The following is a 24,082-nucleotide window of genomic DNA, read 5'->3' on the forward strand; positions in this document are numbered from 1 at the left end:
CAGGTACTTCCGATACCTGGATAACCACACTCTGGTACCAGGTTCCGGCGCGGTTGATCGTAGTAGCCATGACGACAACCCTCGCCCCGGCCGTGACCCGGCCGGCGCTCACCCGCGGCGGTCTGGCCACCGTCCTGCTGGGCGCGGCACTGGCACCCATCGACCTGTTCATCGTGAACGTCGCCCTGCCCACGATCAACGCCGATCTGCACACGACGACCGCCACCCTGGAGTGGATCGTCGCCGGGTACGGCATCGCCTTCGCCCTGCTGCTCGTCATCGGCGGCCGGCTCGGGGACGCGCTCGGCCACCGCCGCGTGTTCTCCCTCGGCCTGGCCGCGTTCACCCTCACCTCGCTGGTCTGCGGGATCGCGCCGACCGCGGGCGTGCTCGTCGCGGCCCGCATCGCGCAGGGCGCCGCGGCCGCGCTGATGGTGCCGCAGGTGCTCTCGATCATCCAGGCCACGACGAGCGGTGAGCAGCGCTCGCGCACGATCGGCTACTACGGCGCCACCGGCGGGATCGCGATGGTCGTCGGCCAGCTGCTCGGCGGGGTCCTGGTGTCCGCCGACCTGGCCGGCAGCGGCTGGCGGCCGATCTTCCTGGTCAACGTCCCGATCGGACTGGCCGGGCTGGTGCTGGCCCGCCGCCTGCTGCCGGAGACCCGCGCGCACGACCCGCTCGGCGTGGACGGCCGCGGCACGGCACTGCTCGGACTGACCCTGCTCACCCTGCTGGTCCCCCTGATGGAAGGCCGCGCACTGGGCTGGCCGGTGTGGTGCTGGGTCCTGCTCGGCGCGTTCCCGTTCGCCGCGGCCGCGTTCGTGCACGTCGAACGGCGGTTGGAGGCACGTGGTGTCACGCCGCTGCTGCCACCGTCGGTGGTGCGGATGCCGAGCATGCGGCGCGGGCTGACCGTGGCCGTGCCGTTCTTCGTCGGCTTCGGCGGGTTCCTGTTCGTCTACGCGCTCACGCTCCAGGACGGGTTGCGGCTCGGCCCGCTCGCGTCGGGTCTCGCGCTCACCCCGATGGCCGTCGCGTTCCTGGTGATGTCGCTGCTCAGCAGCCGGTTCGTGGCGCGCCTCGGCCGCAACGTCATCGTCCTCGGCACGACCGTCCAGGTCATCGGGCTGCTCGCGCTGATCGGCGCGGTCCTGGCGTTCTGGCCGCAGGTCACCGTCCTCACCCTCGTCCCGGGCATGCTGATCACCGGGGCCGGCCAGGGCCTGACCGGGCCCACCCTGTTCCGGGTCGTGCTGTCGCGGGTGCCCGCGGGAAGCGCCGGCGCCGGCAGCGGGATGCTCACCACGACGCAGCAGAGCTCGCTCGCGCTCGGCGTGGCGACCCTGGGCACGCTGTTCGCCGCGCTGACCGGACCGTTCGGGATGGCGGGCGCGCTGGTGCTGGTCACCGGGTTGCAGGCGATCATGATGGCGGGGATCGCGCTCACCGCGCGCCGCCTGCCGGACCCACGCGGCTGAAAATTCCGGGCGGAGCCGTCGGAGAACCGCCGCCCCGGACGACGATGGGGTTGTGAGCGAACCGCGGGTACGACCGGACCCGGCTTTCGCGCTGCTCGAGCTGTACGAGTCGGCGCTGCCGGAGGTGTACGGCTACCTGCTGGCGCGCTGCGGTGACCGGGGCGTGGCCGAGGAACTCACCTCGGAGACGTTCCTCGGCGCCGTCCACGCGTGCCGGAGCACGGGCGCCCCGCCGGTGAGCACCCGGTGGCTCATCGGGGTCGCGCGGCACAAGCTGGTCGACCACTGGCGGCGCCGGGAACGCGAGGAACGCGGGCTGCGCGTGGTGGGCGAGTCCGAACCGGAGTCGGTGGATCCGTGGGACGCCGAACTGGACGCCCTGCTCGCCCGCGAGGTGCTGGAGTCGCTGGGCGCGCACCACCGGGCCGCACTGACACTCCGGTACCTGGACGGACTGCCGGTGCCGGAAGTCGCACACGTACTGGGCCGGACGGTGCACGCGACCGAAGCCCTGCTGGTCCGGGCACGCAACGCGTTCCGGGCCGCCTACCGGGAGGAGGAGGTGCGTGATGACTGATCCCCTCGACGCCCTCCGCGCCCCCGTCCAGCCGGTCGACCCAGACCCCAGGTTCGCCGCCGAGCTGCGCGAACGCCTGCGTCGCGCTGTGTTGAACGGAGGAGAGATGACCGGAACGGAAGCACCCGCACGGGCGGAACTGCACTCGCTGACCCCGTATCTCGCCGTGCCGGACGCACGGCGCGCGCTGGACTTCTACGTGGAGGTGTTCGGCGCGCAACGCCGCGGCGACCCGATCGTCATGCCGGACGGCCGGATCGGGCACGCCGAGGTCGCGATCGGTGACAGCGTCCTGATGCTCGCCGAGGAGCACCCGGAGATCGGCCACGTGACCGCCGCGGGTGGCGCGACGATCCGCATCGAAGTGTCCGATGTGGACGACGTGGTGCGCCGCGCGACGGACCGCGGCGCGGAGGTGCTCAACCCGGTCGAGGACCGCGGCCACGGCCGGAGCGGCGCGGTCCGCGACCCGTTCGGCCAGCGGTGGCTGGTCGCCGAGGCCCCGGTCCGGGCCAGCGGTACCGACACCGCCCGGCACGGCGAAGCCATCTACTTCACGTTCCAGGTGCCCGACGACGAGGCAGCGAAGGCGTTCTACGGCGCGGTGCTCGGCTGGCGGTTCACCCCCGGCAGCGTCGAAGGCGCGTGGGGTTTCGCCGGGCCGGGGCTGGAGGGTGGCCTGTGGGGCGGTCCGGGACGGCAGGTCGGCTGGAAGCTGATGTACGCCGTGGACGACGTGCCCGCCGCGGTCGAGCGCGTCCGCGCTGCCGGCGGGCGGGTGACCGAAGTGGACCGCAAGCACTACGGCCTGACCGCCGACTGCGTCGACAACCAGGGCATCGAGTTCTGGCTCTGGCAGCCGTGAGTCAGTGCAGTCCAGTGCAGTCCAGTGCCGTTCAGTGCCGCTCAGTGCCGTACGGCGACGCGGGCGGGGCGCGGGCGGCCGAGACCCACGTAGGACAGTCCCGCATCGGTGATCACACGCGGATCCAGCAGGTTCCGCGTGTCCACCACCCCGTCACCCTGCATCAGGCCGGCGAGGTAGCCCCAGTCCAGCGCGGTGAACTCGGCCCACTCGGTGAGCACGACGATCGCGTCCGCGTCCTTGGCCACCTGGTACGGGTCGTCGACCACGGTCATGCCGGGCAGGGCCGCCCGCACCGCCGGGTCGTACGCGGTGACCTCAGCGCCGTGCGCGGCGAGCATCGAGCACACCGACAGGGCGGGTGAGTCGCGCAGGTCGTTGGTGCCGGCCTTGAACGCCAGGCCCAGCACTCCGATCCGGGCGCCCGCGAGACTGCCGCCCACCGCGCCGGCGATCTTCGCGACGATCCGGTCGCGCTGCGCGATGTTCTCGACGATCGCGGCGGTCAGCAACGAGAAGTCGAACCCGACCGATTCGGCGACCTGCACCAGCGCGTGCGTGTCCTTGGGCAGGCAGGAGCCGCCCCAGCCGGGGCCGGGCTTGAGGAACGACCGGCCGATGCGGCGGTCGTGGCCCATGCCCTCGGTGACCGACCCGATGTCGGCGCCGAGCCGGTCGCACAGCTCGGCGATCGCGTTGACGTAGGACAGCTTCATCGCGAGGAAGCAGTTGGCGGCGTACTTGACCAGCTCGGCGCTCGCCGCGTCGGTGACGACGTTCGGCGCGGACAGGTCGCGGTAGAGACCGGCGACGCGGCGGGCGGCGGCCTCGTCGTCGGAGCCGACGACGATCCGGTCCGGGTGCAGGAAGTCGGCGACCGCGCTGCCCTCGCGCAGGAACTCCGGGTTGGCGACCACCGGGACGTCGTCGCGGCCGAGCAGGGTGCGGATGCGCTGGGCGGTGCCGACCGGGACGGTCGACTTGGTGACCACGGCGCACCCGGCGGGCAGGACGTCGGCGATCTCGGCGATGACCGCTTCGACGGCCCGCAGGTCGGCGGCGCCACCCGCGCCCATCGGGGTCGGCACGCACAGGTAGACCGCGTCCGCGCCGGCAACGGCCGGGCGCGAATCCACGACGAACCGCAGCCGCCGGGTGGCCAGCCCCCGGGTGACCAGCTCCTCCAGGCCGGGTTCGAGGATGTCGACGCGTCCCGCGGCGAGCCGGGCGACCTTGACGTCGTCCACGTCCACGCAGGTCACCTGGTGGCCGAGGGCGGCGAGGCAGGCCCCGGTGGTCAGGCCGACGTATCCGGTGCCGATCACGACGATGCGAGCTCCGCTCATGAGCCGACGGTGACAGCCCGAGTTGACCGCAGTCCTAACGGGAGTCGTCCGCGCCGGATACGGCGCGCGTCGGGTGAGGAGGGCCACGCGAGTGCCGCGGCGAACGAGCGTTAACCTCGGGGGGCAGAGCAGAGTGGCCGCCACGGAAGGACCTATTCATGCAGATCAAGGACACTGCCGCGATCGTCACCGGTGGTGCGTCGGGCCTTGGCGGGGCGACCGCCCGGGCACTGGCCGCACGCGGGGCGCACGTGTTCGCCCTCGACCTCGCCGCCGGGATCGAGAAGGCGGAGAAGGTCGAGGGCATCACCTACGTCGAGGCCGATGTGACCGACGGTGACCAGGTCGCGGCGGCCGTGGAGCAGGCGGCGGGCTCGGCGGCGCCGCTGCGGGTGGTGGTGAACTGCGCCGGCATCGGGCCGTCCGCGCGGATCCTGTCCAAGAAGGGCAAGCACGACCTGGGGCTGTTCCGCAAGGTCGTCGAGATCAACCTGATCGGTACCTTCAACGTCGTCACCCTGGCCGCCGAAGCGATCGCGCAGACGGAGCCCCTCGCGGACGACGCCCGCGGCGTCATCATCAACACGGCGTCGGTCGCGGCGTTCGACGGGCAGATCGGGCAGGTGGCGTACTCCGCGTCGAAGGGCGGGGTCGCCGGGATGACGCTGCCGGCCGCGCGCGACCTCGCCTCGCACGGCATCCGGGTCATGACGATCGCGCCCGGCATCATCGACACCCCGATGCTGGCCACCGTGTCCGAGGAGTTCCGGGCGGGCCTCGCGGCGGGTGTGCCGTTCCCCAAGCGCCTCGGCCGTCCCGACGAGTACGCCCAGCTCGCGCTGAACATCATCGAGCACGACTACCTCAACGGTGAGGTCATCCGCATGGACGGCTCCCTCCGGATGGCACCCCGCTGAGCAGCCGCTCTCGAAACACGCCTAGCCACGCAGTATCAGGGCCTGCGTGCCGGTGCCCGCGCTGACGTGCAGGACCGCGTCGGCGCCGTCCACGGTCTCCTGGTCCAGCGGGAAGTAACCCTGCATGGGGTCGGTGTCGGTGCGCGTCTCCGCGTGCGCGAGGTCGCGCGCCGGCACCAGACCCCAGGTTCCGATGCGCCGCTGCAGCAGGCCCTCGAAGGTTTCCGGCGCCGGCTCGCCCAGCTCGATCGCCCTGCTGCGGCCCAGACTGCCGACGATCAGCCGGTACCGCTCGCCTGCCAGCGACGAGACGATGGCGCCCGCGCTGGACCAGTTCACGTCCATCGGCCCCAGGCGCAGGTGGCTCTCGTTGCGCTGCAGGTGGCGGTTCTGGGCGAACACCAGGACCGGGCCGCGCTCGATGTCGCGGATGTCGAGCAGGTTCTGGGCCATCATCGCGTCGCGGAACGCGCTCAGGCGGGTCCAGCGTGCGGTGTCGTCGACGGGTTCGGCGGCCTGCCGGTGGTAACGCAGGAGACCGAGACCGGCGGTGAGGTGGATCCTCGCCCGGTGCCACTCGGCGCGCGAGGTCGCCGCGATCAGCAGCGGTGCGCTCGCGTAAAGGGTCACGAGCATGTCGTCGGCGATGACGCGGAGCCGGTCCGCCTCCGGCGTGGCGCCGGGTGACTCGGCCGCGTTCATCACCGCCTCCGTGCGGTGCCACCGTTCGTCGTCGCCGGTGAGGCCCGCGATGTCGTGGTCGAGGCCGAGGTAGTCCCGGGCGTGCTCGAGGTAGGGACGCGGGCTGGGAGCGTTCATCATCTCGGTGGACACGTCGAAGCCGTGGAAGGCGAGGCGCTGCGCGGCCGGGCGGTTCTCGTTGTACTCGCGCATCCAGGCGACCAGCCGCCGGTTGTTCTCGAGTTCGCCGAACCGGTGCGAGAAGCCGTCCCGCATCACCGCGTCCAGGCTGCCCGCGCCGTGCTGGACGTAGTCGTTCACGGCGAGCGCGGCGACGCGATCGGTCTCCAGGGCGATCCCGGCGAACCCGAGATCGGCCAGCTGGGCGAACAGGTCGTTGCGGATCCGGGCGAAGGCCGGCTCCAGGTGGGTGGGCTCGCCGAGGGCCAGGAAATCGACGGTCGGGTCCAGGAGTTCTCGAATGTCCATGAGCCTCAATCGTATCGTTGAAAGAACGGTTGAGGCTTTTGCCGAGATCGTCGGAGAACAGTGCCGTAGAGTTTCAACCGGTGTCCACCTTCAAGCCCGCCGATCTCGCGCGCGAGCACGGCCTCTCCACCCAGACGGTCCGCAACTACGAGCGGGACGGGTTCCTCCCGGCCGCCGACCGCACCCCCAGCGGATACCGGATCTACACCGAGGTGCACGCGGCGGCGCTGCGCGCGTTCCTGGCGCTGGCCCGGGCCTGCGGGCACGCGATGGCCGGGCAGATCATGAACGCGGTCCACGAGAGCCGGCTCGACCACGCGCTGACGCTCGTCGACCGCGCGCACGCACAGCTGTTGCGCGACCGGGAAACCCTGGATTCGGTGCGCCGGGCCATCGGCGACCTGACCGGGGCCCCGGCCACGCCGGAGGGGCCGGCGCGGACGATCGGCGAACTCGCCCGGCGGCTCGGCGCCACGCCGGCGACCCTGCGCAAGTGGGAGGAGGCCGGAATCGTCGCGCCCACCCGGGACCCGGCGACCGGGTACCGCCGCTATCAGCCCGCCGACGTCCGCGACGCCGAGCTGGCGCACCTGCTCCGGCGCGGCGGTTACCTGCTGGAGCACATCGCCCCGGTGGTGCGGCAGATCCGGGCCGCAGGCGGAACCGAGGCGCTGGCCGGCGCGCTGACGGCGTGGCAAGGGAAGCTGACCGCGCAGGGGGTGGCGATGCTGGACGCGGCCGCGCACCTCAGCCGGTACCTGCGCGTGGCGCCTACAGGTCGCCCATGAACGGGATGCTGTTCGCGGTGGTGGTCATCCAGTTGCGCAGCGCGTGGGTGGCCCGCACGTCGTCCTCGTTGTAGCGCAGCAGACGGTCGCGCTGGCTCAGATCGGGTTCGGTGCCGTCCATGCCGACGGCCTGCCGGTACCAGCGCATCGAGGCCTCGCCACCGGCCTCCGGATCGCGCCAGGTGAAGCCGGCCACCGGGGCGACCACCTTCAGGCCCTTGCCGCGGGCGCACAGGAACTGGTCGGACACCGACCGGAACAGGTCGACCCACTCGTCGGAGTCCACAAAGGACTGGATTTCCTGCTTCGAGGGCATGCCCGGATGATCGCCGAAGCGGTCGACCGAGCCGAACAACCACCGGTTCTCGGCCATCGCGTTGTAGCAGTAGGCCCGGAACGTCAGGCCCGCCGCCTCCGTGCGGGCCCGCACCTCACGCAGCCAGGACCAGAACTCCGCGAACGACCGGGCCTCGTCCCCGGTGGGCAGCGGCTGCCAGGTCACGAACGCGCGGTAGCCCTGCTCGATCCCGATGTCCGCGCCGCTGAGCAGGCAGCCCCACAGGTAGGCACCCGACTCGCCGAAGGACTCCATGTCGATGTCGACCTCGACGTCCGCGCGCGCCACCTCGACCCCGGGGACGCGGCGCACCATCGTCAGGTCCGCCAGCCACGCCCTGGCCAGCGCGACCGCGTCGGCGAACGGGCCGGAGGTCCACACGATCGGCGGCTCGTCGTCCGGGTCGAGCGCGGCCAGTTTGTCCACTGTGGACACGCCGGCGCGGCGCAGCTCCATCGCGTCCTCGCCGCGGACGACCAGGCTCACGTCCCGCATCGCCGTCAGCTCGGCCTCACACGTCGGCCACCACGGGCACGTCCGGCACTCCAGCACCCGGGACGGCTCAGCCAGCGCCGGACCGCCGGCGCGTGCGGCCTCGGCGATCGCGAGCCGGTCGGCGAACCGTGCGTCGTACTCCGTCAGGGCCGTGCGGCCGCCCGGCCAGGTGGCCGCGTCCAGGTCGTGCCACACCACCACGTCGGCGTCCAGGCCGATGACACCCCCGACGGCCTGCTCGGCCGCCATGCCGTGGGCCTGGAGCATGCGACGCAGGTGGGCGAGCCGCATCTGGTCACGCGGGTGGGAGCGGACCCTGCGCGACGGGTCCGGAATCGCGTGCCGCGGGTCGAGGTCGTGCGGCGGCGTGGTGACCGCGCCCGCGCCCGGGTCGGTGATGCGGTGCCGGACCACCAGCACCGGCAGGTAGCCGCCCGCGGCGCGGACCAGCAGCTCGGCCCCGCCGCGGCGGTGCCCGGCCCGGTCGGCCGGCAGCAGCGCACCCCAGATGTGCTCGGCACCCTGCGCCATCGCCTGCTGCGTGGCCGCGGCGCGCTCCGGCGGCGGCAGCTCACGGTCGACGACCACCCACCCCGCGCCCGGGGTCGCCGCCATCAAGCGGTCGCGGATCTCCAGCCGGTGGGCCGCCGCGTCGGCGATGCGCTGCTCGGCCGACGGGTCGGGCGGCGCGAGCTCGACCCCGCGCATCGCCGGGTCGTGTTCCAGGTGCACGCGACGACGGCAGCGGCTCACCGCGCCGGCCTCGAGCAGCACCTCAGGTTCCATGACACCTACTCTAGAGAGCCCCTCCGACAGTTCCGCGCCGAGTGTGACCGCCGCATTACGTGTCGGACATGCCCGCGCTCGTGGCTGCCGCTACATTCAGCCCATGGCTCGCAAGAAGACCAGGACGCCGGCCGAGACGGGTCTCACGCCGAAGAAGGCCCGGAACGCGGTCGCCGTGGCGAAGATCGTGGTGCCGGCGGTGGCGCCGGCGCTGGCCCCGCTCGCGGTCAAGGCGGCGAGCGCGGTCCGCGACGCCTACGACCACTACCAGGCGCGGCGGCTCGGGGTGCCGGTCGACCAGCTGTCGGAGTTCACCGGCCGCGGCGCGCACCTGCTCGCCCGCATCGCCGGCACGTCCGAGGCGCTGACCGAGCTGCGCGGGAGCGAACGCGCGACGGACGACGACGCGCGCTTCGCCAAGGACGCGCGCGCGACGCTCGAGCAGCTGACGGCCGCGGTCCGCGCGGCGGAGCGCATGCCGGCGTCCCGCCGCAGGGCCGCCCACCACGCGGTGAGCGCCGAGCTGGAGCGCATCGAGGGTCAGGTGCTCCAGCGCCTCGGCGTCTGAGCCGTCACCGGACGAACCCCTTCGACACCATCCAGTCGCGGGCAACCTCGCCCGGGTCGCGGCCGTCGACGTCGACCTGTTTGCACAGTTCGATCATCTGCTGGTTGTCCAGCGCCTTCGCCACCGGTTCGAGCACCTCGCGCACCGCGGGGTGCGCGGCCAGGAACTCCTCCTTCATCGTCACCGCCGCGTTGTACTGCGGGAAGAACCGCTTGTCGTCGGCCAGGACCCGCAGGTTCAGGCCGGCGATGCGGCCGTCGGTGGTGAAGATCTCGCCGAAGTTGCAGGTGCCGCTGGCGACCGCGGCGTAGATCGCCCCGGTGCCGAACGTCTTGACGTTCGTCGCCGGGAACCCGTACGTCCGCTGCACGCCGGGGAACCCGTCCTGCCGGCTCGCGAACTCCGTCTCCACACAGAAGACCGCCTGCTCCGGATGCTGCTTCAGGAACTCCGTCAGGTCCGAAGTGGACCGCAGGTTGTGCTGGCGCGCGTACGCCTCGGTGGTGGCGAAGGCGTAGGTGTCGTTCACCGGCGAGTAGTCCAGCCACGTGATGCCGAACTTCTCCTCGTCGGCCTTCTTCGCCGCGTCGAACTGGGCCTTCTCGTCCGGGATCGGCTGGGTGTTGCCCTGGTAGGAGATCCACGCCGTGCCGGTGTACTCCCAGGAGACGTCGATCTGACCGTTGATCAGCGCCTGCCGCGCCGAGTTCGACCCGCTGATGTTGGTCAGGTCGGTGACGTGCGCCCCGGCCGCGGACAACGCCAGCTCGGCCATGTAGCCCAGGATGATGTTCTCGGTGAAGTCCTTCGACCCCACCGCGACGTTCACGCCGTCCAGGCTCGGCACCGGGCGGATCGACCCGGGTTTCACGTCGTAGGGCAGGGCCGCGTTGACGTCCAGGCCGCACGCGGTCAGCGACGTCGTCAGCAGCACGGCGCCCAGGATCGCCGTCAACCGGTGCTTCACGCCAGCCCCCTCGGACCGAAGACCCGTTCCATCACGGCGCCCAGCCAGTCGATCAGCAGCGCGAGACCGACCGCCAGGATCGCCCCGGTGACCAGCACCGGCACCCGGTTCAGCTTGTAGCCGGTGTCGATCAGCTCGCCGAGCCCGCCGCCGTTGACGAAGAACGCCAGCGTCGCCGTGCCGACGGCGAGCACCAGCGAGGTCCGCAGGCCGGCCAGGATCAGCGGCACCGCGAGCGGCAGTTCGATCCGGAACAGCACCGCCCGGCCCGACATGCCGATCCCGCGGCCGGCGTCGATCAGCGCCGGGTCCACCGAAGTGATGCCGACGATCGTGTTCCGCAGCACCGGCAGCAGCGAGTAGAACGCGATCGGCAGGACCGCGCACCAGAACCCCTCCCAGCTGGTCCACAGGAAGAACAGCACGATCACCCCGAGCGCCGGTGCGGCCTGCCCGATGTTCGCGATGGTCAGGAACACCGGGGCCACCGGCCGCGCCCAGGAGCGGGTGAGCACCGCGCCCAGCGGCACCGCGACCCCGACCACGATGACCGCGACCGCGACGGTGATCAGCAGGTGCTGCCAGGTCGCCTCCAGCAGCCGGGCGGCGTTGAGGTTCTCCGCCTCGATGGCGTCGTTGTCCCTGGCCAGCGCCCATCCCACGACCCCGGCGACGACCACCGCGACCACCGCGGGCTGCACCAGCAGCCGGGCCCGTTCCGCCCGGCGCGAGCCGGATTCGGTGGTGAACCCCTTGTCGACGGCCGTGGTCACGCCGGGCTCCCGTCGTCGGCGTGTTCCTCGCGCAGCCGCTGGATGGTGCTCGTGACCGTGTCCAGCTCGATCATCCCGGCGTACTCGCCACGCGATCCGGTGACCGGCACCGCGCCGCCCTCGACCAGCATCGCCTCGAGCGCGTCCTGCAGCGTGGACTGGAGGCTCACGAAGTCGCCGACCGGCTTGCCCACGTGCTCCAGCGACGACGCTGCGGTGAGGTCGCGGACGTGCACCCAGCGGACCGGGCGGCGACGGCGGTCGAGCACCAGCGCGTAGGTGCGGCGCTGCTCGGTCATCTTCCGCCGCAGGTCGGCGGGCGGATCACCGATCGACGCGGTCAGCGTGTCCTGCTTGAGCTCGACGTCGCGCACCCGCAGCAGGGTGAGCTGCTTGAGCGAGGCACCCGCGCCGACGAACCCGGCGACCGTGTCGTCGGCCGGGTTGGCCAGGATCGCGTCCGGGGTGTCGTACTGCAGGATCTTCGACTGGTTGCCCAGCACCGCGATCTTGTCGCCGAGCTTCACCGCCTCGTCGAAGTCGTGCGTGACGAACACGATCGTCTTGCCGAGTTCCGACTGGAGCCGCAACAGCTCGTCCTGCAGGTTGCCGCGGGTGATCGGGTCGACCGCGCCGAACGGCTCGTCCATCAGCAGCACCGGCGGGTCGGCCGCCAGCGCGCGGGCCACCCCGACGCGCTGCTGCTGACCGCCCGACAGCTGCCGCGGGTAGCGGTCGTGGAACTGCGCCGGATCGAGTCCGACCAGGTCGAGCATCTCCTCGACGCGGTCGGCGATCTTCTTCTTGTCCCAGCCGAGCAGCCCCGGCACGACCGCGACGTTCTGCGCGACCGTGAAGTGCGGGAACAACCCGGCCTGCTGGATCGCGTAGCCGACCTTGCGGCGCAGCCGGTCCGGGTTGAGGCTCAGCGCGTCCTCGCCGCCGATGGTGATGCGGCCGGAGGTGGGTTCGATCAGGCGGTTGATCATCCGCATGGTGGTGGTCTTGCCGCAGCCGGACGGCCCGACCAGGATCACGATCTTCCCGGCCGGGATGGTCATGGTGACGTCGTCGACCGCCGGCTGCCGGGAGCCCGGGTAGCGCTTGGTGACGTGCTCCAGCTGGATCTCGACACCGGACACCGCACCCGGTGCCGCGTCGGCGGGCGATTCGATGGTTTCAGACACGGACACCCCTCGGGACGGTGAAGCGGGCGATGAGGACGTAGATGCCGTCGAGGACCAGCGCGAGGACGACCACCCCGATCGTGCCGGTGAGGGCCTGGTTCACGGAGTTGGTGCTGCCCGCCCTGGTGAGGCCGGCGAACACCTCGGATCCCAAACCGGGGCCCTTGGCGTAGGCGGCGATCACCGCGATGCCCATCAGCATCTGGGTCGCCACCCGCATGCCGGCGAGGATCGCGGGCCAGGCCAGGCGCAGCTCGACGCGGGTCAGGACGCCGAACCGGCTCATCCCGATGCCCTTGGCCGCGTCGGTGATCGCCGGGTCGACCCCGCTCAGCCCCACGATCGTGTTCCGCACGATCGGCAGCAGCGCGTAGAGCACGAGCGGGATCACGCTGGGCGCGACGCCGAGACCGACGATCGGGATCAGCAGCCCGATCAGCGCGAACGAGGGAATCGTGAGGACAGTGCTGGCCAGCGCGGTGGCCAGGGCCGATCCGATGGGGCTGCGGTAGACGGCGACGCCGATCAGCACGCCGATGACGGCGGCGATCACGGTGCACTGCACCACGGCGCTCACGTGGAGCCAGGCCTGCAGCCCGAGCCTGCTCCACCTGTCGGCCACGTAGTCGAACCAGTTCATCCGTGCGGCCGCCTCCTCCCGATCTCCGTCACCCGTTCGGGCTACGTCTCGGCAACCAGTACACCGTTACCGAAAAACGTGAAAGTCACAACCACCGACACCGGATCACTACCGATTTCCACCGGTCAGACCGGAACGCGGCGTTCACCACACGGGACGCCGTCGCCATGATCACCCCGGTCTCCTACCCTGGGCGGGTGAGCAAACGACCTCGTCGGCACGGTGCGTCACGCACCGTGCGCGGAGTCTTGCTCGCCGTCACTTCGGGTGGCCTGGCGGTCAGCGCGCACGCGCTCGCCCACGGCGGCCTGCCGGACACCGCGCTGACGCTGCTGCTCGTCCTGCTCGTCGGCTGGACCGGGGGCGCGCTCGCCGAGCGCACCCGCGGGCCGCTCGGCGTGCTCACCGTGCTCGGCTCGGCCCAGCTGCTGATGCACGTCGTGCTCGACTCGCTGATGCCGCACCCGGGCTCGCTCCCGATCGCGATGTTCGCCGCGCACGCGGCGGCCACCCTGGTGACCGGGTTGCTGCTGGCGCACGCCGAATCGCTGCTGCGGGTCGTCGCCGAGCGGTTGTCCCTGCTCCTGCCGGTCCTCTTCGGACCGCTCCCCCCACCTCCGCTGCCGCCCGGCGCGCCCGCTCCGGCGCCCGGGCCGGCGCAGATGTCGGTGCTGCTGTGCCGCATGCACGCGAGACGAGGGCCGCCGGTGCCCGGCACGCGACCCCTCTTTCACCTCAGCGGAACCCGCTGACCTGTACTTTCCAGGTCTTTTTCCCAGGAGCAATCACATCATGAACAACGCTGTCATCCGCCGCGGCCTCGTCCTGACCGGGACCATCGGTCTCGTCGGCGTCCTCGGTGCGGGCGTGGCGTCCGCGCACGTCACCGCGAACGTCCTCGGCTCGCAGCCGCAGCAGGGCGGGTACGGGGCGATCACCATCCGCGTGCCGAACGAAGAGGAGAACGCCGGCACCGTCAAGCTGGAGCTCGACTTCAAGCCGGAGTACGCGATCAGCTCGGTGCGGTACCAGCCGATCCCGGGCTGGACGGCGGAGGTCACCAAGACCCCGCTGCCCGCGCCCGTCAAGAACGGCAAGAACCTGGACGTCACCGAGGCGGTCACGAAGATCGTCTTCACCGCCCAGCCCGGCACGAAGATCGGTCCGGGTGAGTCGCAGTACCAGGACTTCGCCATCACCGCCGGCGCGCTGCCCGCGGTCGACGAACTGGTGCTCCCCGCGATCCAGACCTACGACAACGGTGCCGTCGTGAGCTGGGACCAGGTGGCCGCCGACGGTGCGCCGGAGCCGGAGCACCCCGCCCCGTCCGTGGAGCTGGCCGCCGCGTCCGGAGACGGCCACTCGCACCACGCGACCACCACCGCCGCCGCGACCGAGGCGGCGGCCCCCGCCAGCGACGACACGGCCCGCTGGCTGGGCGGCGCCGGGCTGGTCGTCGGCGCGCTCGGCCTCGGTGTCGGCGCCGGCGCGGTCCTGCGGGGACGGAAGGCGTCGAAGTAATGCGCCGCCTGCTCGTCACGGTCGCCACGGCGCTGGTCGCACTGGTCGTCACCGCCACCCCGGCGCTGGCGCACAACGTGCTCGTCTCGTCCGACCCCGCCAAGGACGCCGTGCTCGAAACCGGGCCGTCGAAGGTCACGCTGACCTTCGACAGCCCGGTGCAGGGCGGCGACGTCAACCAGGTCTCGGTCGTCGGCCCGGACGGGTCGCAGTGGGCCGAGGGCGAGGTGCAGATCAGCAGCAACGTCGTCACGGCCGCGGTCCGGCCGCTCGGCCCGGCCGGGCGGTACACCATCGGCTACCGGATCCTGTCCGCCGACGGGCACCCGGTGCTCGGTGATGTCGCGTTCACCCTCAGCAAGGCCGGCACCGGCACCCCGGCGTCGGCGAGCGCCGCGACCGGAAGGGGCACGGCGCAACCCGCGGCCTCCGGCGGCGGCGTGCCGGTGTGGGTGTGGATCCTCGGCGCGGTGGTCCTGCTGGCCATCGGGCTGACGCTGGCGCTGCGGACGGGCAGGGACAAGGCGTGACCCCGCGGCAACGACACACGAGCATCGCAGGGCCGGCCACGGCCCACGGAGCACAGTGGGGAGGCCTCGCGGCATGACCCACCCCGGGACCACCTCGCGCGTCCGCCTGCAGGCGATGGCCGCGGTCGTCACCGCGGCGCTGGCCGGTGTGCTGATCGGCGTCGCGCTGACCACCACCGCTCCAGTACCGGGCGTGGCGGACGTCAGCGAGGTGGTCTCGGTCACCATCCCGATCGTCCGCGTGCTGCTCGACCTGGCCGCGGTGACGACGATCGGCCTGGCCCTGCTGTCCGTGCTGGTCGGGTACGACCGGCCGAAGCTCACCGAGCCGATCCTGCGGCGCGCCCGGCCGGTCGCGCTGGCCGCGTCGCTGGTCTGGGCGGCGACCGCGCTGGTCGCGCTCGTCCTGCAGACCGCCGAGTACCGGCCGCAGGTGGCGACGGTGAGTTTCGCCGACATCGGCGCGTACGTCGTGGCGGTCGGTGCGGGCAAGGCGCTGCTCGTCGTCGCCGCGCTCGCGCTGGTCCAGGTCGGGCTGGGCGTGCTGACCCTGCGGCACGGGGAGAAGGTCCCGGCCGAGGTGCGCGTCGGGCTCGGCCTGTTCGCCCTGCTGCCGCTGCCGGTCACCGGGCACGCGGCGAACTGGAACTACCACGACTACACGATGATCTCGATGGAGCTGCACGTCATGGCCGCCGTGGCGTGGACCGGCGGCCTCGGCGCCATGGTCGTGCTGCTCGCCACCAACCGGACGCTGCTCGCGCACGCGCTGCCCCGGTTCTCCAAGCTGGCCACCGTGTGCCTGGCCCTGACCGTGGTGACCGGGCTGTTCAACGGGCTGGTGGAGATCCTGCTCAACCCGACGATGAACCTGGTCACCGCGCTGTTCACCACACCGTACGGCCGGCTGGTCCTGCTCAAGGTGCTGTGTGCGGCCGGCATCGGGGCGCTCGGTGGTGTGGTCCGGTGGAAGCTGATGCCGCGCATCGCCCGCCACGAGCGAACCGCGCTGGCGACCTGGGCCACGCTCGAGCTGACGGTCATGGGCCTGGCGTTCGGATTCGCCGTGGTCCTGACCCGCGCCCCGGTCAGCTGACGGTCAGTAGCTGCAAGTTGCACCGCGGGCCGCCGGACGGAACCGGCCCGGGGGGTGATCGGTGGGACCGAACTCCCCTCCGCGGCACACCTCTCGGCGCAGACGACGAACGGTCCCTACGCGTCGGTAAGTGCCCGCCCATTTCCCACCATGTGGACTACCGGTAGCGGGCCCAGCCGCTCTCGGCGCGGCCCGCGCGCAGGTCGCCCAGCCGCCGCCGGAGCTCGCCGCGCACCTGCGAGTGGCTGCGCAGGATGGGCAGCACGCTGGTGACCAGCTTGAGCTCACGGGCGGCCCGGAGCACGGCGAACCCATCCCAGCGGGTGACGTCGAAGCCGTAGACGTCGGCGAGCATGCGGTACCGGCCCGCCGGATCCCCGAACCGCTCCCGGCCCACGGCCAGCGGCGTCAGGTCCCACTCCGGCGGCCCGACGCAGGAGGAGTCGAAGTCGCACAGCACCGGGCCGTCCGGGCCGACGATGACGTTGCCCGGGTGCGCGTCGCCGTGGATCAGGCTGCGCCGCAGCGGGAACTCCAGCTCATCCAGGGCCGCCTCGACCTCGGCGCAGCGCCGCAGCAGGAACCGCCGGTCGTCCGGGTCGAGCTCCTCGGCGTCGGCCACGCGGGCCCGCACATCCGCCAGCGGTGCCCACTCGCCGACGCCCTCGGGCGCGGGCAGGGCGTGCACCCGGCGCAGCAGTCTGCCCAGGTCGGCCGCGGTTGCGCGGCGCCGGCCCGGCGGCACCCGGACCCAGGCGGTGACGACGTGCTCGCCCACGTGGATCGGCTGGTCCGCGCCGGGCAGCAACCGGATGGCCGGCACGTCGTGCGCCGCGAAGTGCCGGGCGACCCGGACGACCTTGGCGACGCGGTGCCGCAGCGCCCGCGACCCGACGATCCGCATCACCACCGGCGCACCGGCCAGCTCGTAGACGGCGTTGTTGGTGAACCGCAGCAGCGTTGCGCCGCGGTGGTCCAGACCGAGCAGCGCACACGCCTCGGCCAGCGCGACGGCCAGCTTGTCCTTCGTGAACCGGCCGTCCCGCTCGCCGCCCGCGAAGGTGGTCATCGTCCTATCCCGCGTTCCGGCGCGGCGACGCCACCAGCCACCCGGACACGGCGCTACGCCGCGAAGAACGAGCTGATGCGCTCGTCGAGGTCGCGGGCGTCGGGGTTGTTGCGGCGCTTGGCCGCCTCCTCCTTCATCGGGACCATGCGGTCCTTCACGCGGGCCGACTTGATGCCCTCCGCGGACTCCAGTGCCAGGCGGCCGATCCGCGCGCCGTGGTCGATGTCGCCCTCGAGGAGGTGGTTGGTGGCCAGCGCGGCCTGGTTGAACACCTTGCTGCGCTGCATGTCCTCGCCGTACGCCTCGATCGCCCTGCTCAGCGCCGGGATCGCGTACTGCGTGTGCTTCGTGTCGACACCGCGCGCCAGTACCGTGTGGACGGTGCCGATCATCGCGTACACGTCGGTCTCGTTGAAGAACCGGACCCAGTCCTCGGCCTCGGCCACGTTCGCGCGGGCGAACTCGTCCTTGGCCAGGCCGAGCAGCTTCAGCGACTGGTCCTCGTTGCCCATCATCGCGTAGGCCCAGGCCTGGTTCGCCGCCAGCACGGAGATCGCCAGCTCGGAGCCGGACTCCTGCGCCGCGATCTGGCCCAGCTGGAACAGCTTGAGCGCGTCGTTGGGCGCGTCCTGGTGCAGGTAGACGCGGCCCATCCGGTACAGGATGTTCGCCACCAGGTGGTCGTTGTTGCCCTGTTTGGCCAGCTCGAGCGCGTTGGCGAAGTGCCCCCGCGCGGAGTCGACCAGTCCACTGTCGAACGACGTCCAGCCGGCCAGGCTGTGCAGGTCGGCCAGCGCCACGAACAGGCGCGACCGGACCGGCGTGGCGGCCGAGGAGTCGAGCATTTGCTGTCCCCAGGACAGCTGCGCCACCACGGCGTCGCGGCAGAACCCGCCGCCGTACTGGTAATCGAGCGCACGCAGCGCCCTGGTCGCGGCCTCGACCTGGCGCACATCGGTCATCCCGATGTGGCCGGGTGCCGGCGTCCTCGCGGGGCTCGCCGCCCATGCCTTGGGCGACGATCCCAGGATGGCCGCCCCCATCGTGACCTGGGCGGCGTGCGCGAGGAAGTTCCGCCGCTTCACGGACTCGTCCTCCTCAGCCTGCTGCTCGTCGGCGGCGCCGACGACCTGAATCTCGGTGGCCTCGTCGTAGGCGAGGCCCATGTATCCACGGGGGACGCCCAGGCCGTCGGCGATCCGCGCGAGCACGTCGTAGGCCATCACCTGGCGGCCCTTGAGGATCTCCGAGACCTCCGACTGGGATTGACCGGTGAGCGCGGCGATCTGGCGCTGGGAGATGCCCTCCTTGCGCAGGTTCCGGTACACGGCACTGATGTCCCGGGCGGCCAGGGCCTCCCGCATCTCCCGCTTCTCCCAGGCATCCGGACCGATCGGATGTCCCTGGCGGATATCAGTGTTGTCACCGGCGTTCATTGCGCCCCCTCACCGTCCTGTCGGGCGTCGATTCGCAGCGTAGGCACACACATTGAACCGTGGGAAACGTCGTTGCGGCACCCCTGATCGGTCGGGGTGAACTCCGGCGACCGTTCACCGGCCCGCCCGCACCGGTCGCCGCTGTGACCGCGGTTCGACTTCTCTTCCGCTGCGGTTCATCGCAATCTTGTTCTCGGAGTTCCGCGTGACCGAGTGAACACAGGCAGCGATCACGCAGAGCTACGACGAACACGGACAGCAAGCCCGATCGAGAGAGCGGAGACACGCGGTGGAGTTCATGAACTCGATCTCGGCCCCACGCGCCCAGATCCACCGGCGGTCCTTCGCCCCGGCCGGCGCCGCGACGCGGCCGGCGATGCCCGCCGCGGACCCGCGTGCCGCCCAGCTGCGCCGCTACGAGGGTGGCCAGCTGGTGTGGCGGGTGCAGTGCGGGGACCTGATCAACCGCGACCGCTGCCTCACCGTGCTCGTCCAGGACGGCCAGGTGGTCCTCGTCGGACCGCCCGGTGAAACGGCCCGCCTCACCGCGGGCCAGCTCGGCCAGCTGCAGGCGGCGTTGACCGAAGCCGCCAAACTGGCGGAAAGGTGAGGGTGAGAGTTCCGTGGATCAGATCCTTGGGCAGGTCCTCCGCAACGCGGTCTGGGAGCGCCTCGACATGCTCGCCGATCTCGCCACCAGGGCGGACGCGCAGTCCCTGGTCTCGGTGGCCCGGTCGGAACTGCCGCGGCTGACCGAGGGCTGGCGCGCGATGCTGAGCGCCCACGAGCCCGACGAGCGGGGCGACTGCCCCACCTGCTCCACCCGCTGGCACCGCTGCAAGGCGCCGTGCTCGGTGTGGCAGGTCGCGCACGAGCACCTCGTCGCCGGCGGCCTGGCCCCGCAGCAGGACCTGCACCGGCCGTGGCGCCGCAGGACGGGCGTTCCGTCGCAGACGCGCGGCACAACCCCCGCCGAGCCGACGGGTCGCCACGCGCTGATGCCGCAGGTCGCGAGCCACTGACCACTCGGCGATTAATCCGAAAAATCCGGTCGCAACCCCTGGTGGAACCCCCTGGTGGCCGCTATGTTGTCGATCATGGTCCGGGTCGCGCACCCTGACCACCGCCCAGACTCCGCGGACCGGTGCCGTTGCACTCCCCTCCCCCGACCGGCACCGGCCCGCGGGCCCACAGAGCTGAGGGCCTTTCCACATCGGAGAGGCCCTCAGTCCTGTTCACCGCAGACCTGTTCACCGCACGGACTGCACGCCCAGGATGAACGCGCCGGCCGCCAGCGTCGCGACCGCGGACGCGGCGAACAGGCCCGGGTAACCTCCCAGCCCGGCGAGGATGACGGTCGCCGCGAGCGGCGCGATCACCTGCGGCAGCGCGTTCGCGACGTTGACCACGCCCAGGTCCTTCGCGCGGTCCTGCGCGGCGGGCAGCACCTCGGTGAGGATCGCCAGCGCGACCGCCCAGTAGGCGCCGAACCCGATGCCGAGCAGCGGGGAGGCGGCGAGCGCCGCCGGCCAGGTCTGCCACAGCACCAGTACGATCGCCGCCGCGGCCATGACTACGGCCGCGCCCAGCACGAACGGCTTGCGGCGGCCGGTGCGGTCGGACAGGACCCCCACCACGAGCCCGCCGATCACCAGCGCAACGCCGTAGAGACCCATCATGATCAGCAGCCCGGTGCCCGGGTCGGCGTAGTGCACCGCGTCGGCGAGGAAGAACAGCAGGAAGAACGTGCCGAGCGCGTTGCCGAGGTTGATCAGGAAGTGGCAGCCCCAGGCCCACGCGAAGTCCGGGTGCCGCCGCGGTGACACCCACAGCCCGGCCGTCACCGCCCGCCGGCCGGCCGCCGGCCGTGCGGATGTGACGGCGGTGTGGTCCGCCGTGCGCAGGACGAACGCGAGGGCACCGACGACCACCACCGCCGCGCACGCCAGGTAGCCACCCGGCAAGCTGGTGACCACGACCGTCACCAGCACGGCACCGAGCACCGTGCCCAGCATCTGGCTGATGCCCACCAGCCCGCCGATCCGCGCGCGCTGCCCGACCGGCACCCGATCGGGCACCGCCGCGGTGAGCGTGGCGAGCATGCCGCCGAGCCCGGCCTGGACCAGGCACCAGCCGGCGACCATGACCGCCACGTGACCGGCCAGCGCCAGCACGACCAGGCCGAGCGCCCCGCACAGCGCAGCGGCGAGCGTCCACGGGTGCCGGCGGCCGAACCGGGAGCGCGTGCGGTCCGAAGCCAATCCGACCAGCGGGTTGGTGAGCAGCGCGACCACCGCGCCGACGCCGGTGACAATGCCGAACGCCAGTTCCTTGTGCGCACCGTCCAGGAGCTCGGCCTGTTCGGGCAGCAGCACCTGGACCGGGGCGTAGATACCGAGCCAGAGGCCGGTGTTCGCGCCGAAGAGCAGCCCGATCCAGCCGGCCCGGACGGGTACGACGGGCTCGGCGAGGGCGCCGGGGACATCAGTTCCGGTCATGAGCGCACCAGCTTCCGGTACCAGCCGAAGGAGTCCTTCGGGGTGCGCCGCCGCGTTTCGTGGTCCACGTGCACAAGACCGAATCGCGGCGCGTATCCCGTGGACCATTCGAAATTGTCCAGCAGCGACCAAACAAAATACCCACGGACTTCGACTCCCACCGTTCTGGCCGCGGTGACGGACCGCAGGTGCGCGTCCAGGAAGCCGATGTGCTCGGCGTCGTGGATCCCGTCGAAGCTCGCGGCGTTCTCGGTCCGGTGGACCGGCGGCAGCTTCTCACCGTAGCGGTCATGCAGTCCGACCAGCAGCTCGCGCAGTGCACCGGGCACGATCGGCGAGCCGTTGGTGGTCCGCGGGAAACCCGCGATCTCGCGGAGCTCGAACGGTAGCGGATTTCGATAGTTGACGCCGTAGAAATCGGGCGGTTGCGCTATGGTGGGCAAGTCGTCGACATGACCGGGGGGAAGGAGCGACACGATTTCCGCGGGATAAGTCCCGAGTAGAAGCGGATCGGAAAACGTGTGGTCGAGCAACGCATCGAGCCATCGGGCGGATTCGTGATCGGCTGCGGTGCCTGAAGCGGACCACACTGGACAGTGGTGATTGGCGGTGCCGACGCCCGTCGCGCCCGCGGCCCGCAACGCCTGGACCGCGAGGCCGTGGCCGAGGTGCTGGTGATGCGCGGTGGGAACGGCGTCGAGCAGGAAGATCCGGCCCGGCGCGCACTCGCCGATCGCGTACCCGAAGATCGTCGTCACCATCGGCTCGTTGAGGGGGATCCACATCCGCACGCGATCAGCGAATCGCTCGCCGAGGACCGAGGCGTACTCGGCGAACCGGTGCGCGGTGTCCCGGGACAGCCGGCCACCGGCGTCCTCGATCGGCCGCGGGGTGTCCCAGTGGTAGACGGTCGCCACCGGCGCGATGCCCGCCGGCAGCGCGACGTCCGCCGGCCGGCGGTGGTAGTGGTCGCACGCGAGGTTCTCCACGGGTGGCGTCCCTCCCTCGGGTGCAACGTGAAAAGTTCTCAAACACTAGCCCGTCCCCTGCCGCCGGGGAAGTAGTCGTCAGCGCTAAAGTCCCAGTTCAGAGCACCAGAAGGAGCACAACGTGTCGGAGACCCAGGCGACCACGCCGCTTCGCCGGCAGCCGGTCCAGCAGCGCAGCGCGAAGCGGGTCGAGCAGATGCTCGACGCCAGCGCCGTGCTGATCGACGAGGTCGGTTACGACGCGTTGACCACCACGTTGATCGCCAAGCGCGCGGGTGTCGCGGTCGGCTCGCTCTACCAGTTCTTCCCGGACAAGCGGGCCGTCGTGCGGGCGCTGACGCAGCGCAACCTCGACCGGTTCGTGCACGCGGTGAGCGAGCGGCTGACCCGCGAGGACCCGCGGCACTGGTGGGACGTGGTCGACTCGGTGCTGGACATCTACCTCGAGATGCACCGGACCGTGCCCGGCTTCGCCAAGGTGCACTTCGGCGACGTGGTGGACCGGCAGCTGCTCGACGACAGCCGGGACAACAACCGGGTCATCGCGGACTCGCTGGCCGATCTCCTCGCCAAGTACATCGATCTCAACGCACCGCGCCTGTCGCTGGCGATGACGGTCGCGATCGAGGCCGCGGACGGTCTGCTCAAGCTGGCCTTCCACCGCGACCCCGACGGCGATCCGGAGATCGTCGGCGAGACCAAGCACCTCATCAAGGGGTACCTGGCCTCGCGCCTGGGGGAATGATCCGGTCGCCGCGAAGCAGTACCGCAACCGCCCACCGCGATTGTCCACAGGGGTGTGGACATGTGGACAAGTCAGCCGAAGCTCTGGTGCTCGCCGCGGTAGGTCGGGACAACGCGCTCCAGCCGCCCGTCCGCCACGACGTGGTACTCCGTGAACCGCTCGGCGAGCTCACCGGCCTTGGCGTGGCGCATCCACACCCGGTCGCCGATCCGCAGGTGGCGGGCGGTTTTGCCGGTCACCGGCGTCTGCACCTCACCAGCGCCCTCCCAGGGCAGCAGCCGCAGCCCCGCCGGGAGGCAGGGCGACGGCAGGCGGGTCGCGGAGACGGGCCCGGACGCGACGAAGCCGCCGGAGTAGAGCGTGACGATGTCGCGGGCGGGCTTGTGGACAACCGGGAGCGCGAACAGGAGCGCGGGCCGTGGCCGGAACCGCGAGTACCCGTCGAAGAGCGTGGCACCGATGAGCCCGGAGCCGGCCGCGACCTCCGTGACCACCTGTTCGGCCCGGGTCAGCTCGATGCTGCCGGTGCCGCCACCGTTGACGAACTCCAGGTCGGCGACCTCCCGCACCGCGGCCACCGTCGCCGCGCGACGGCCGGCCAGCTCGGTCGACGACCGGCGCTGCATCCAGCGCACCAGGACGTCGGTGAGACGGCCGCCGGCGGCGTCGCCGAGCCCGGCGATCTGACCCTCGTAGGCCATCAGCCCGGTCAGCCGGAACCCCCGTCGCGCCGCGATCGCCCGGGCCAGCGCCGCGGCCTGCCGCGGGCTGTGCACCGGCGAGCGCCGCGTTCCGACGTGCAGGAACGGCAGCGGCCGCCAGGACGCGTCGAGCTCCAGGCACACCCGGATCTCCGGGTGGTCGTGACCGACTGCCGCGTCCACGAGGTCCAGGTGCGCGGTCGAGTCGACCATGATCGTGATCGTCGCCCGGGCCCGGTCGTCGGCCGCGAGCGCGCGCAGCGCGGCGAAGTCGGCCGTCGGGTACGCGACCAGGATGTCGTCGCTCGTGCCGAGGCGGGCGTGCCAGAGGGCCTCGGCCAGCGAGTAGCACATGAGGCCGGCGAACCCGGGCGTGGCGAGGGCGCGTTCGATCAGGAACCGGCAGCGCACGGACTTGCTGACCACCCGGATCGGCACGCCCGCGGCGCGCCGGACCAGGTCGGCGGCGTTGGCGTCGAACGCGGCCAGGTCGACGACGGCGAGCGGCGGATCGAGGTCCTTCGTCGCCGTGTCGTACGTGGTCGCGGTCATGCCAGGACCGTACGTCAGAACCCCTTGAAACGCGAAATCTCTTCACCT

Annotated in this window: 24 protein-coding genes and 1 pseudogene; 13 read left to right on the forward strand and 12 right to left on the reverse strand. The window is 71.8% G+C overall.

The window, feature by feature from the left end; genetic code table 11:
* Nucleotides 1-68 precede the first annotated feature (68 nt).
* From FHX46_RS00435 to FHX46_RS00445, 3 genes are read left to right on the forward strand one after another with little or no spacing between them, the layout of a single operon-like run.
* Nucleotides 69-1,481: an MFS transporter gene (locus tag FHX46_RS00435; RefSeq protein WP_167109680.1), complete on the forward strand. Its 1,413-nt coding sequence runs from the start codon at nt 69-71 to the stop codon at nt 1,479-1,481.
* A 52-nt stretch (nt 1,482-1,533) separates the two neighbouring features.
* Nucleotides 1,534-2,058, forward strand: a complete 525-nt coding sequence (locus FHX46_RS00440) for an RNA polymerase sigma factor (protein WP_167109681.1) — start codon at nt 1,534-1,536, stop codon at nt 2,056-2,058.
* Nucleotides 2,051-2,923 carry a VOC family protein gene (locus tag FHX46_RS00445; protein WP_167109682.1) on the forward strand — a complete coding sequence of 291 codons (873 nt, stop codon included), beginning with the start codon at nt 2,051-2,053 and terminating at the stop codon, nt 2,921-2,923. Before FHX46_RS00440 ends, FHX46_RS00445 begins: the two co-directional genes overlap by 8 nt.
* A 41-nt stretch (nt 2,924-2,964) precedes the next feature.
* Here the strand turns inward: FHX46_RS00445 and FHX46_RS00450 are convergent, their stop codons facing one another.
* Entirely contained in the window at nt 2,965-4,269 is a 1,305-nt protein-coding gene (locus FHX46_RS00450) for a UDP-glucose dehydrogenase family protein (RefSeq protein WP_167109683.1), read from the reverse strand.
* A gap of 158 nt (nt 4,270-4,427) precedes the next feature.
* On the opposite strand from FHX46_RS00450, the gene FHX46_RS00455 reads away from it, so the two are divergent.
* Nucleotides 4,428-5,186: an SDR family NAD(P)-dependent oxidoreductase gene (locus FHX46_RS00455; protein WP_167109684.1), complete on the forward strand. Its 759-nt coding sequence runs from the start codon at nt 4,428-4,430 to the stop codon at nt 5,184-5,186.
* A gap of 21 nt (nt 5,187-5,207) precedes the next feature.
* Here the strand turns inward: FHX46_RS00455 and FHX46_RS00460 are convergent, their stop codons facing one another.
* Complete coding sequence (locus FHX46_RS00460; RefSeq protein ID WP_167109685.1) at nt 5,208-6,356, reverse strand: erythromycin esterase family protein; 1,149 nt, start codon at nt 6,354-6,356, stop codon at nt 5,208-5,210.
* A gap of 80 nt (nt 6,357-6,436) precedes the next feature.
* Here FHX46_RS00460 and FHX46_RS00465 point away from each other — a divergent pair, with 80 nt between their 5' ends.
* On the forward strand, nt 6,437-7,144 hold the full coding sequence (locus FHX46_RS00465) for a TioE family transcriptional regulator (protein ID WP_167109686.1): 708 nt from the start codon (nt 6,437-6,439) through the stop codon (nt 7,142-7,144).
* Here FHX46_RS00465 and FHX46_RS00470 read toward each other — a convergent pair.
* Nucleotides 7,128-8,762, reverse strand: coding sequence for a TM0106 family RecB-like putative nuclease (locus tag FHX46_RS00470; RefSeq protein ID WP_167109687.1), 1,635 nt, complete (start codon nt 8,760-8,762; stop codon nt 7,128-7,130). The two genes, FHX46_RS00465 and FHX46_RS00470, sit on opposite strands and share 17 nt — an antisense overlap.
* Nucleotides 8,763-8,865: 103 nt before the next feature.
* Here FHX46_RS00470 and FHX46_RS00475 point away from each other — a divergent pair, with 103 nt between their 5' ends.
* The gene (locus FHX46_RS00475; protein WP_167109688.1) at nt 8,866-9,330 is read left to right on the forward strand and encodes a DUF6474 family protein; all 465 of its coding nucleotides are present in this window, start codon (nt 8,866-8,868) and stop codon (nt 9,328-9,330) included.
* A 4-nt stretch (nt 9,331-9,334) separates the two neighbouring features.
* Here the strand turns inward: FHX46_RS00475 and FHX46_RS00480 are convergent, their stop codons facing one another.
* Genes FHX46_RS00480 through FHX46_RS00495 form a run of 4 tightly spaced genes read right to left on the reverse strand, consistent with a single transcriptional unit; the run spans nt 9,335 to nt 12,897 of the window.
* A complete protein-coding gene (locus FHX46_RS00480) occupies nt 9,335-10,297 on the reverse strand; it encodes a glycine betaine ABC transporter substrate-binding protein (RefSeq protein WP_167109689.1) in 963 nt (320 codons plus the stop codon).
* On the reverse strand, nt 10,294-11,070 hold the full coding sequence (locus FHX46_RS00485) for an ABC transporter permease (protein ID WP_167109690.1): 777 nt from the start codon (nt 11,068-11,070) through the stop codon (nt 10,294-10,296). Before FHX46_RS00485 ends, FHX46_RS00480 begins: the two co-directional genes overlap by 4 nt.
* On the reverse strand, nt 11,067-12,212 hold the full coding sequence (locus FHX46_RS00490; protein ID WP_167120952.1) for a betaine/proline/choline family ABC transporter ATP-binding protein: 1,146 nt from the start codon (nt 12,210-12,212) through the stop codon (nt 11,067-11,069). Before FHX46_RS00490 ends, FHX46_RS00485 begins: the two co-directional genes overlap by 4 nt.
* A gap of 37 nt (nt 12,213-12,249) precedes the next feature.
* Nucleotides 12,250-12,897 carry an ABC transporter permease gene (locus FHX46_RS00495; RefSeq protein ID WP_167109691.1) on the reverse strand — a complete coding sequence of 216 codons (648 nt, stop codon included), beginning with the start codon at nt 12,895-12,897 and terminating at the stop codon, nt 12,250-12,252.
* A 236-nt stretch (nt 12,898-13,133) separates the two neighbouring features.
* On the opposite strand from FHX46_RS00495, the gene FHX46_RS00500 reads away from it, so the two are divergent.
* The 4 genes from FHX46_RS00500 (at nt 13,134) to FHX46_RS00515 (ending at nt 16,044) form a co-directional block, all read left to right on the forward strand.
* The gene (locus FHX46_RS00500) at nt 13,134-13,649 is read left to right on the forward strand and encodes a hypothetical protein (RefSeq protein ID WP_167109692.1); all 516 of its coding nucleotides are present in this window, start codon (nt 13,134-13,136) and stop codon (nt 13,647-13,649) included.
* A 40-nt stretch (nt 13,650-13,689) separates the two neighbouring features.
* Entirely contained in the window at nt 13,690-14,418 is a 729-nt protein-coding gene (locus FHX46_RS00505; RefSeq protein WP_167109693.1) for a YcnI family copper-binding membrane protein, read from the forward strand.
* A complete protein-coding gene (locus FHX46_RS00510; protein WP_167109694.1) occupies nt 14,418-14,948 on the forward strand; it encodes a copper resistance CopC family protein in 531 nt (176 codons plus the stop codon). Before FHX46_RS00505 ends, FHX46_RS00510 begins: the two co-directional genes overlap by 1 nt.
* Nucleotides 14,949-15,021: 73 nt before the next feature.
* A complete protein-coding gene (locus FHX46_RS00515; protein ID WP_167109695.1) occupies nt 15,022-16,044 on the forward strand; it encodes a copper resistance D family protein in 1,023 nt (340 codons plus the stop codon).
* A 157-nt stretch (nt 16,045-16,201) separates the two neighbouring features.
* Here FHX46_RS00515 and FHX46_RS00520 read toward each other — a convergent pair whose 3' ends face one another.
* Nucleotides 16,202-17,113, reverse strand: a complete 912-nt coding sequence (locus FHX46_RS00520) for a phosphotransferase enzyme family protein (RefSeq protein ID WP_167109696.1) — start codon at nt 17,111-17,113, stop codon at nt 16,202-16,204.
* A 53-nt stretch (nt 17,114-17,166) separates the two neighbouring features.
* Entirely contained in the window at nt 17,167-18,549 is a 1,383-nt protein-coding gene (locus FHX46_RS00525; protein WP_167109697.1) for a helix-turn-helix domain-containing protein, read from the reverse strand.
* A 289-nt stretch (nt 18,550-18,838) separates the two neighbouring features.
* On the opposite strand from FHX46_RS00525, the gene FHX46_RS00530 reads away from it, so the two are divergent.
* Entirely contained in the window at nt 18,839-19,159 is a 321-nt protein-coding gene (locus FHX46_RS00530) for a hypothetical protein (RefSeq protein WP_167109698.1), read from the forward strand.
* Between the two features lie 13 nt (nt 19,160-19,172).
* Nucleotides 19,173-19,571: a hypothetical protein gene (locus FHX46_RS00535; protein ID WP_167109699.1), complete on the forward strand. Its 399-nt coding sequence runs from the start codon at nt 19,173-19,175 to the stop codon at nt 19,569-19,571.
* 228 nt (nt 19,572-19,799) lie between these two features.
* On the opposite strand, the gene FHX46_RS00540 is transcribed toward FHX46_RS00535, so the two are convergent.
* Nucleotides 19,800-21,047 (reverse strand): MFS transporter, encoded by a 1,248-nt coding sequence (locus FHX46_RS00540; protein WP_167109700.1) that lies wholly within the window; start codon nt 21,045-21,047, stop codon nt 19,800-19,802.
* Nucleotides 21,044-22,063, reverse strand: a pseudogene (locus tag FHX46_RS00545) (family 1 glycosylhydrolase); the annotation flags it as partial. The gene FHX46_RS00540 and the pseudogene FHX46_RS00545, both read right to left, overlap by 4 nt.
* Before the next feature lie 94 nt (nt 22,064-22,157).
* Here FHX46_RS00545 and FHX46_RS00550 point away from each other — a divergent pair.
* Nucleotides 22,158-22,781 (forward strand): TetR/AcrR family transcriptional regulator, encoded by a 624-nt coding sequence (locus tag FHX46_RS00550; protein ID WP_167109701.1) that lies wholly within the window; start codon nt 22,158-22,160, stop codon nt 22,779-22,781.
* 71 nt (nt 22,782-22,852) lie between these two features.
* On the opposite strand, the gene FHX46_RS00555 is transcribed toward FHX46_RS00550, so the two are convergent.
* A complete protein-coding gene (locus FHX46_RS00555) occupies nt 22,853-24,034 on the reverse strand; it encodes an alanine racemase (RefSeq protein WP_167109702.1) in 1,182 nt (393 codons plus the stop codon).
* Nucleotides 24,035-24,082 lie beyond the last annotated feature (48 nt).

This window comes from Amycolatopsis viridis (assembly GCF_011758765.1).
GTDB classification, from domain to species: domain Bacteria; phylum Actinomycetota; class Actinomycetes; order Mycobacteriales; family Pseudonocardiaceae; genus Amycolatopsis_E; species Amycolatopsis_E viridis.

Excerpts from the sequence above, each read along its gene's own strand:
- FHX46_RS00525 (WP_167109697.1), bottom strand. The coding sequence starts at position 18,549 with ATGAACGCCGGTGACAACACTGATATCCGCCAGGGACATCCGATCGGT.
- FHX46_RS00540 (WP_167109700.1), bottom strand. The coding sequence starts at position 21,047 with ATGACCGGAACTGATGTCCCCGGCGCCCTCGCCGAGCCCGTCGTACCC.
- FHX46_RS00445 (WP_167109682.1), top strand. The coding sequence starts at position 2,051 with ATGACTGATCCCCTCGACGCCCTCCGCGCCCCCGTCCAGCCGGTCGAC.
- FHX46_RS00435 (WP_167109680.1), top strand. The coding sequence starts at position 69 with ATGACGACAACCCTCGCCCCGGCCGTGACCCGGCCGGCGCTCACCCGC.
- FHX46_RS00520 (WP_167109696.1), bottom strand. The coding sequence starts at position 17,113 with ATGACCACCTTCGCGGGCGGCGAGCGGGACGGCCGGTTCACGAAGGAC.
- FHX46_RS00460 (WP_167109685.1), bottom strand. The coding sequence starts at position 6,356 with ATGGACATTCGAGAACTCCTGGACCCGACCGTCGATTTCCTGGCCCTC.
- FHX46_RS00450 (WP_167109683.1), bottom strand. The coding sequence starts at position 4,269 with ATGAGCGGAGCTCGCATCGTCGTGATCGGCACCGGATACGTCGGCCTG.
- FHX46_RS00455 (WP_167109684.1), top strand. The coding sequence starts at position 4,428 with ATGCAGATCAAGGACACTGCCGCGATCGTCACCGGTGGTGCGTCGGGC.
- FHX46_RS00475 (WP_167109688.1), top strand. The coding sequence starts at position 8,866 with ATGGCTCGCAAGAAGACCAGGACGCCGGCCGAGACGGGTCTCACGCCG.
- FHX46_RS00470 (WP_167109687.1), bottom strand. The coding sequence starts at position 8,762 with ATGGAACCTGAGGTGCTGCTCGAGGCCGGCGCGGTGAGCCGCTGCCGT.
- FHX46_RS00505 (WP_167109693.1), top strand. The coding sequence starts at position 13,690 with ATGAACAACGCTGTCATCCGCCGCGGCCTCGTCCTGACCGGGACCATC.
- FHX46_RS00515 (WP_167109695.1), top strand. The coding sequence starts at position 15,022 with ATGACCCACCCCGGGACCACCTCGCGCGTCCGCCTGCAGGCGATGGCC.
- FHX46_RS00495 (WP_167109691.1), bottom strand. The coding sequence starts at position 12,897 with ATGAACTGGTTCGACTACGTGGCCGACAGGTGGAGCAGGCTCGGGCTG.
- FHX46_RS00510 (WP_167109694.1), top strand. The coding sequence starts at position 14,418 with ATGCGCCGCCTGCTCGTCACGGTCGCCACGGCGCTGGTCGCACTGGTC.
- FHX46_RS00555 (WP_167109702.1), bottom strand. The coding sequence starts at position 24,034 with ATGACCGCGACCACGTACGACACGGCGACGAAGGACCTCGATCCGCCG.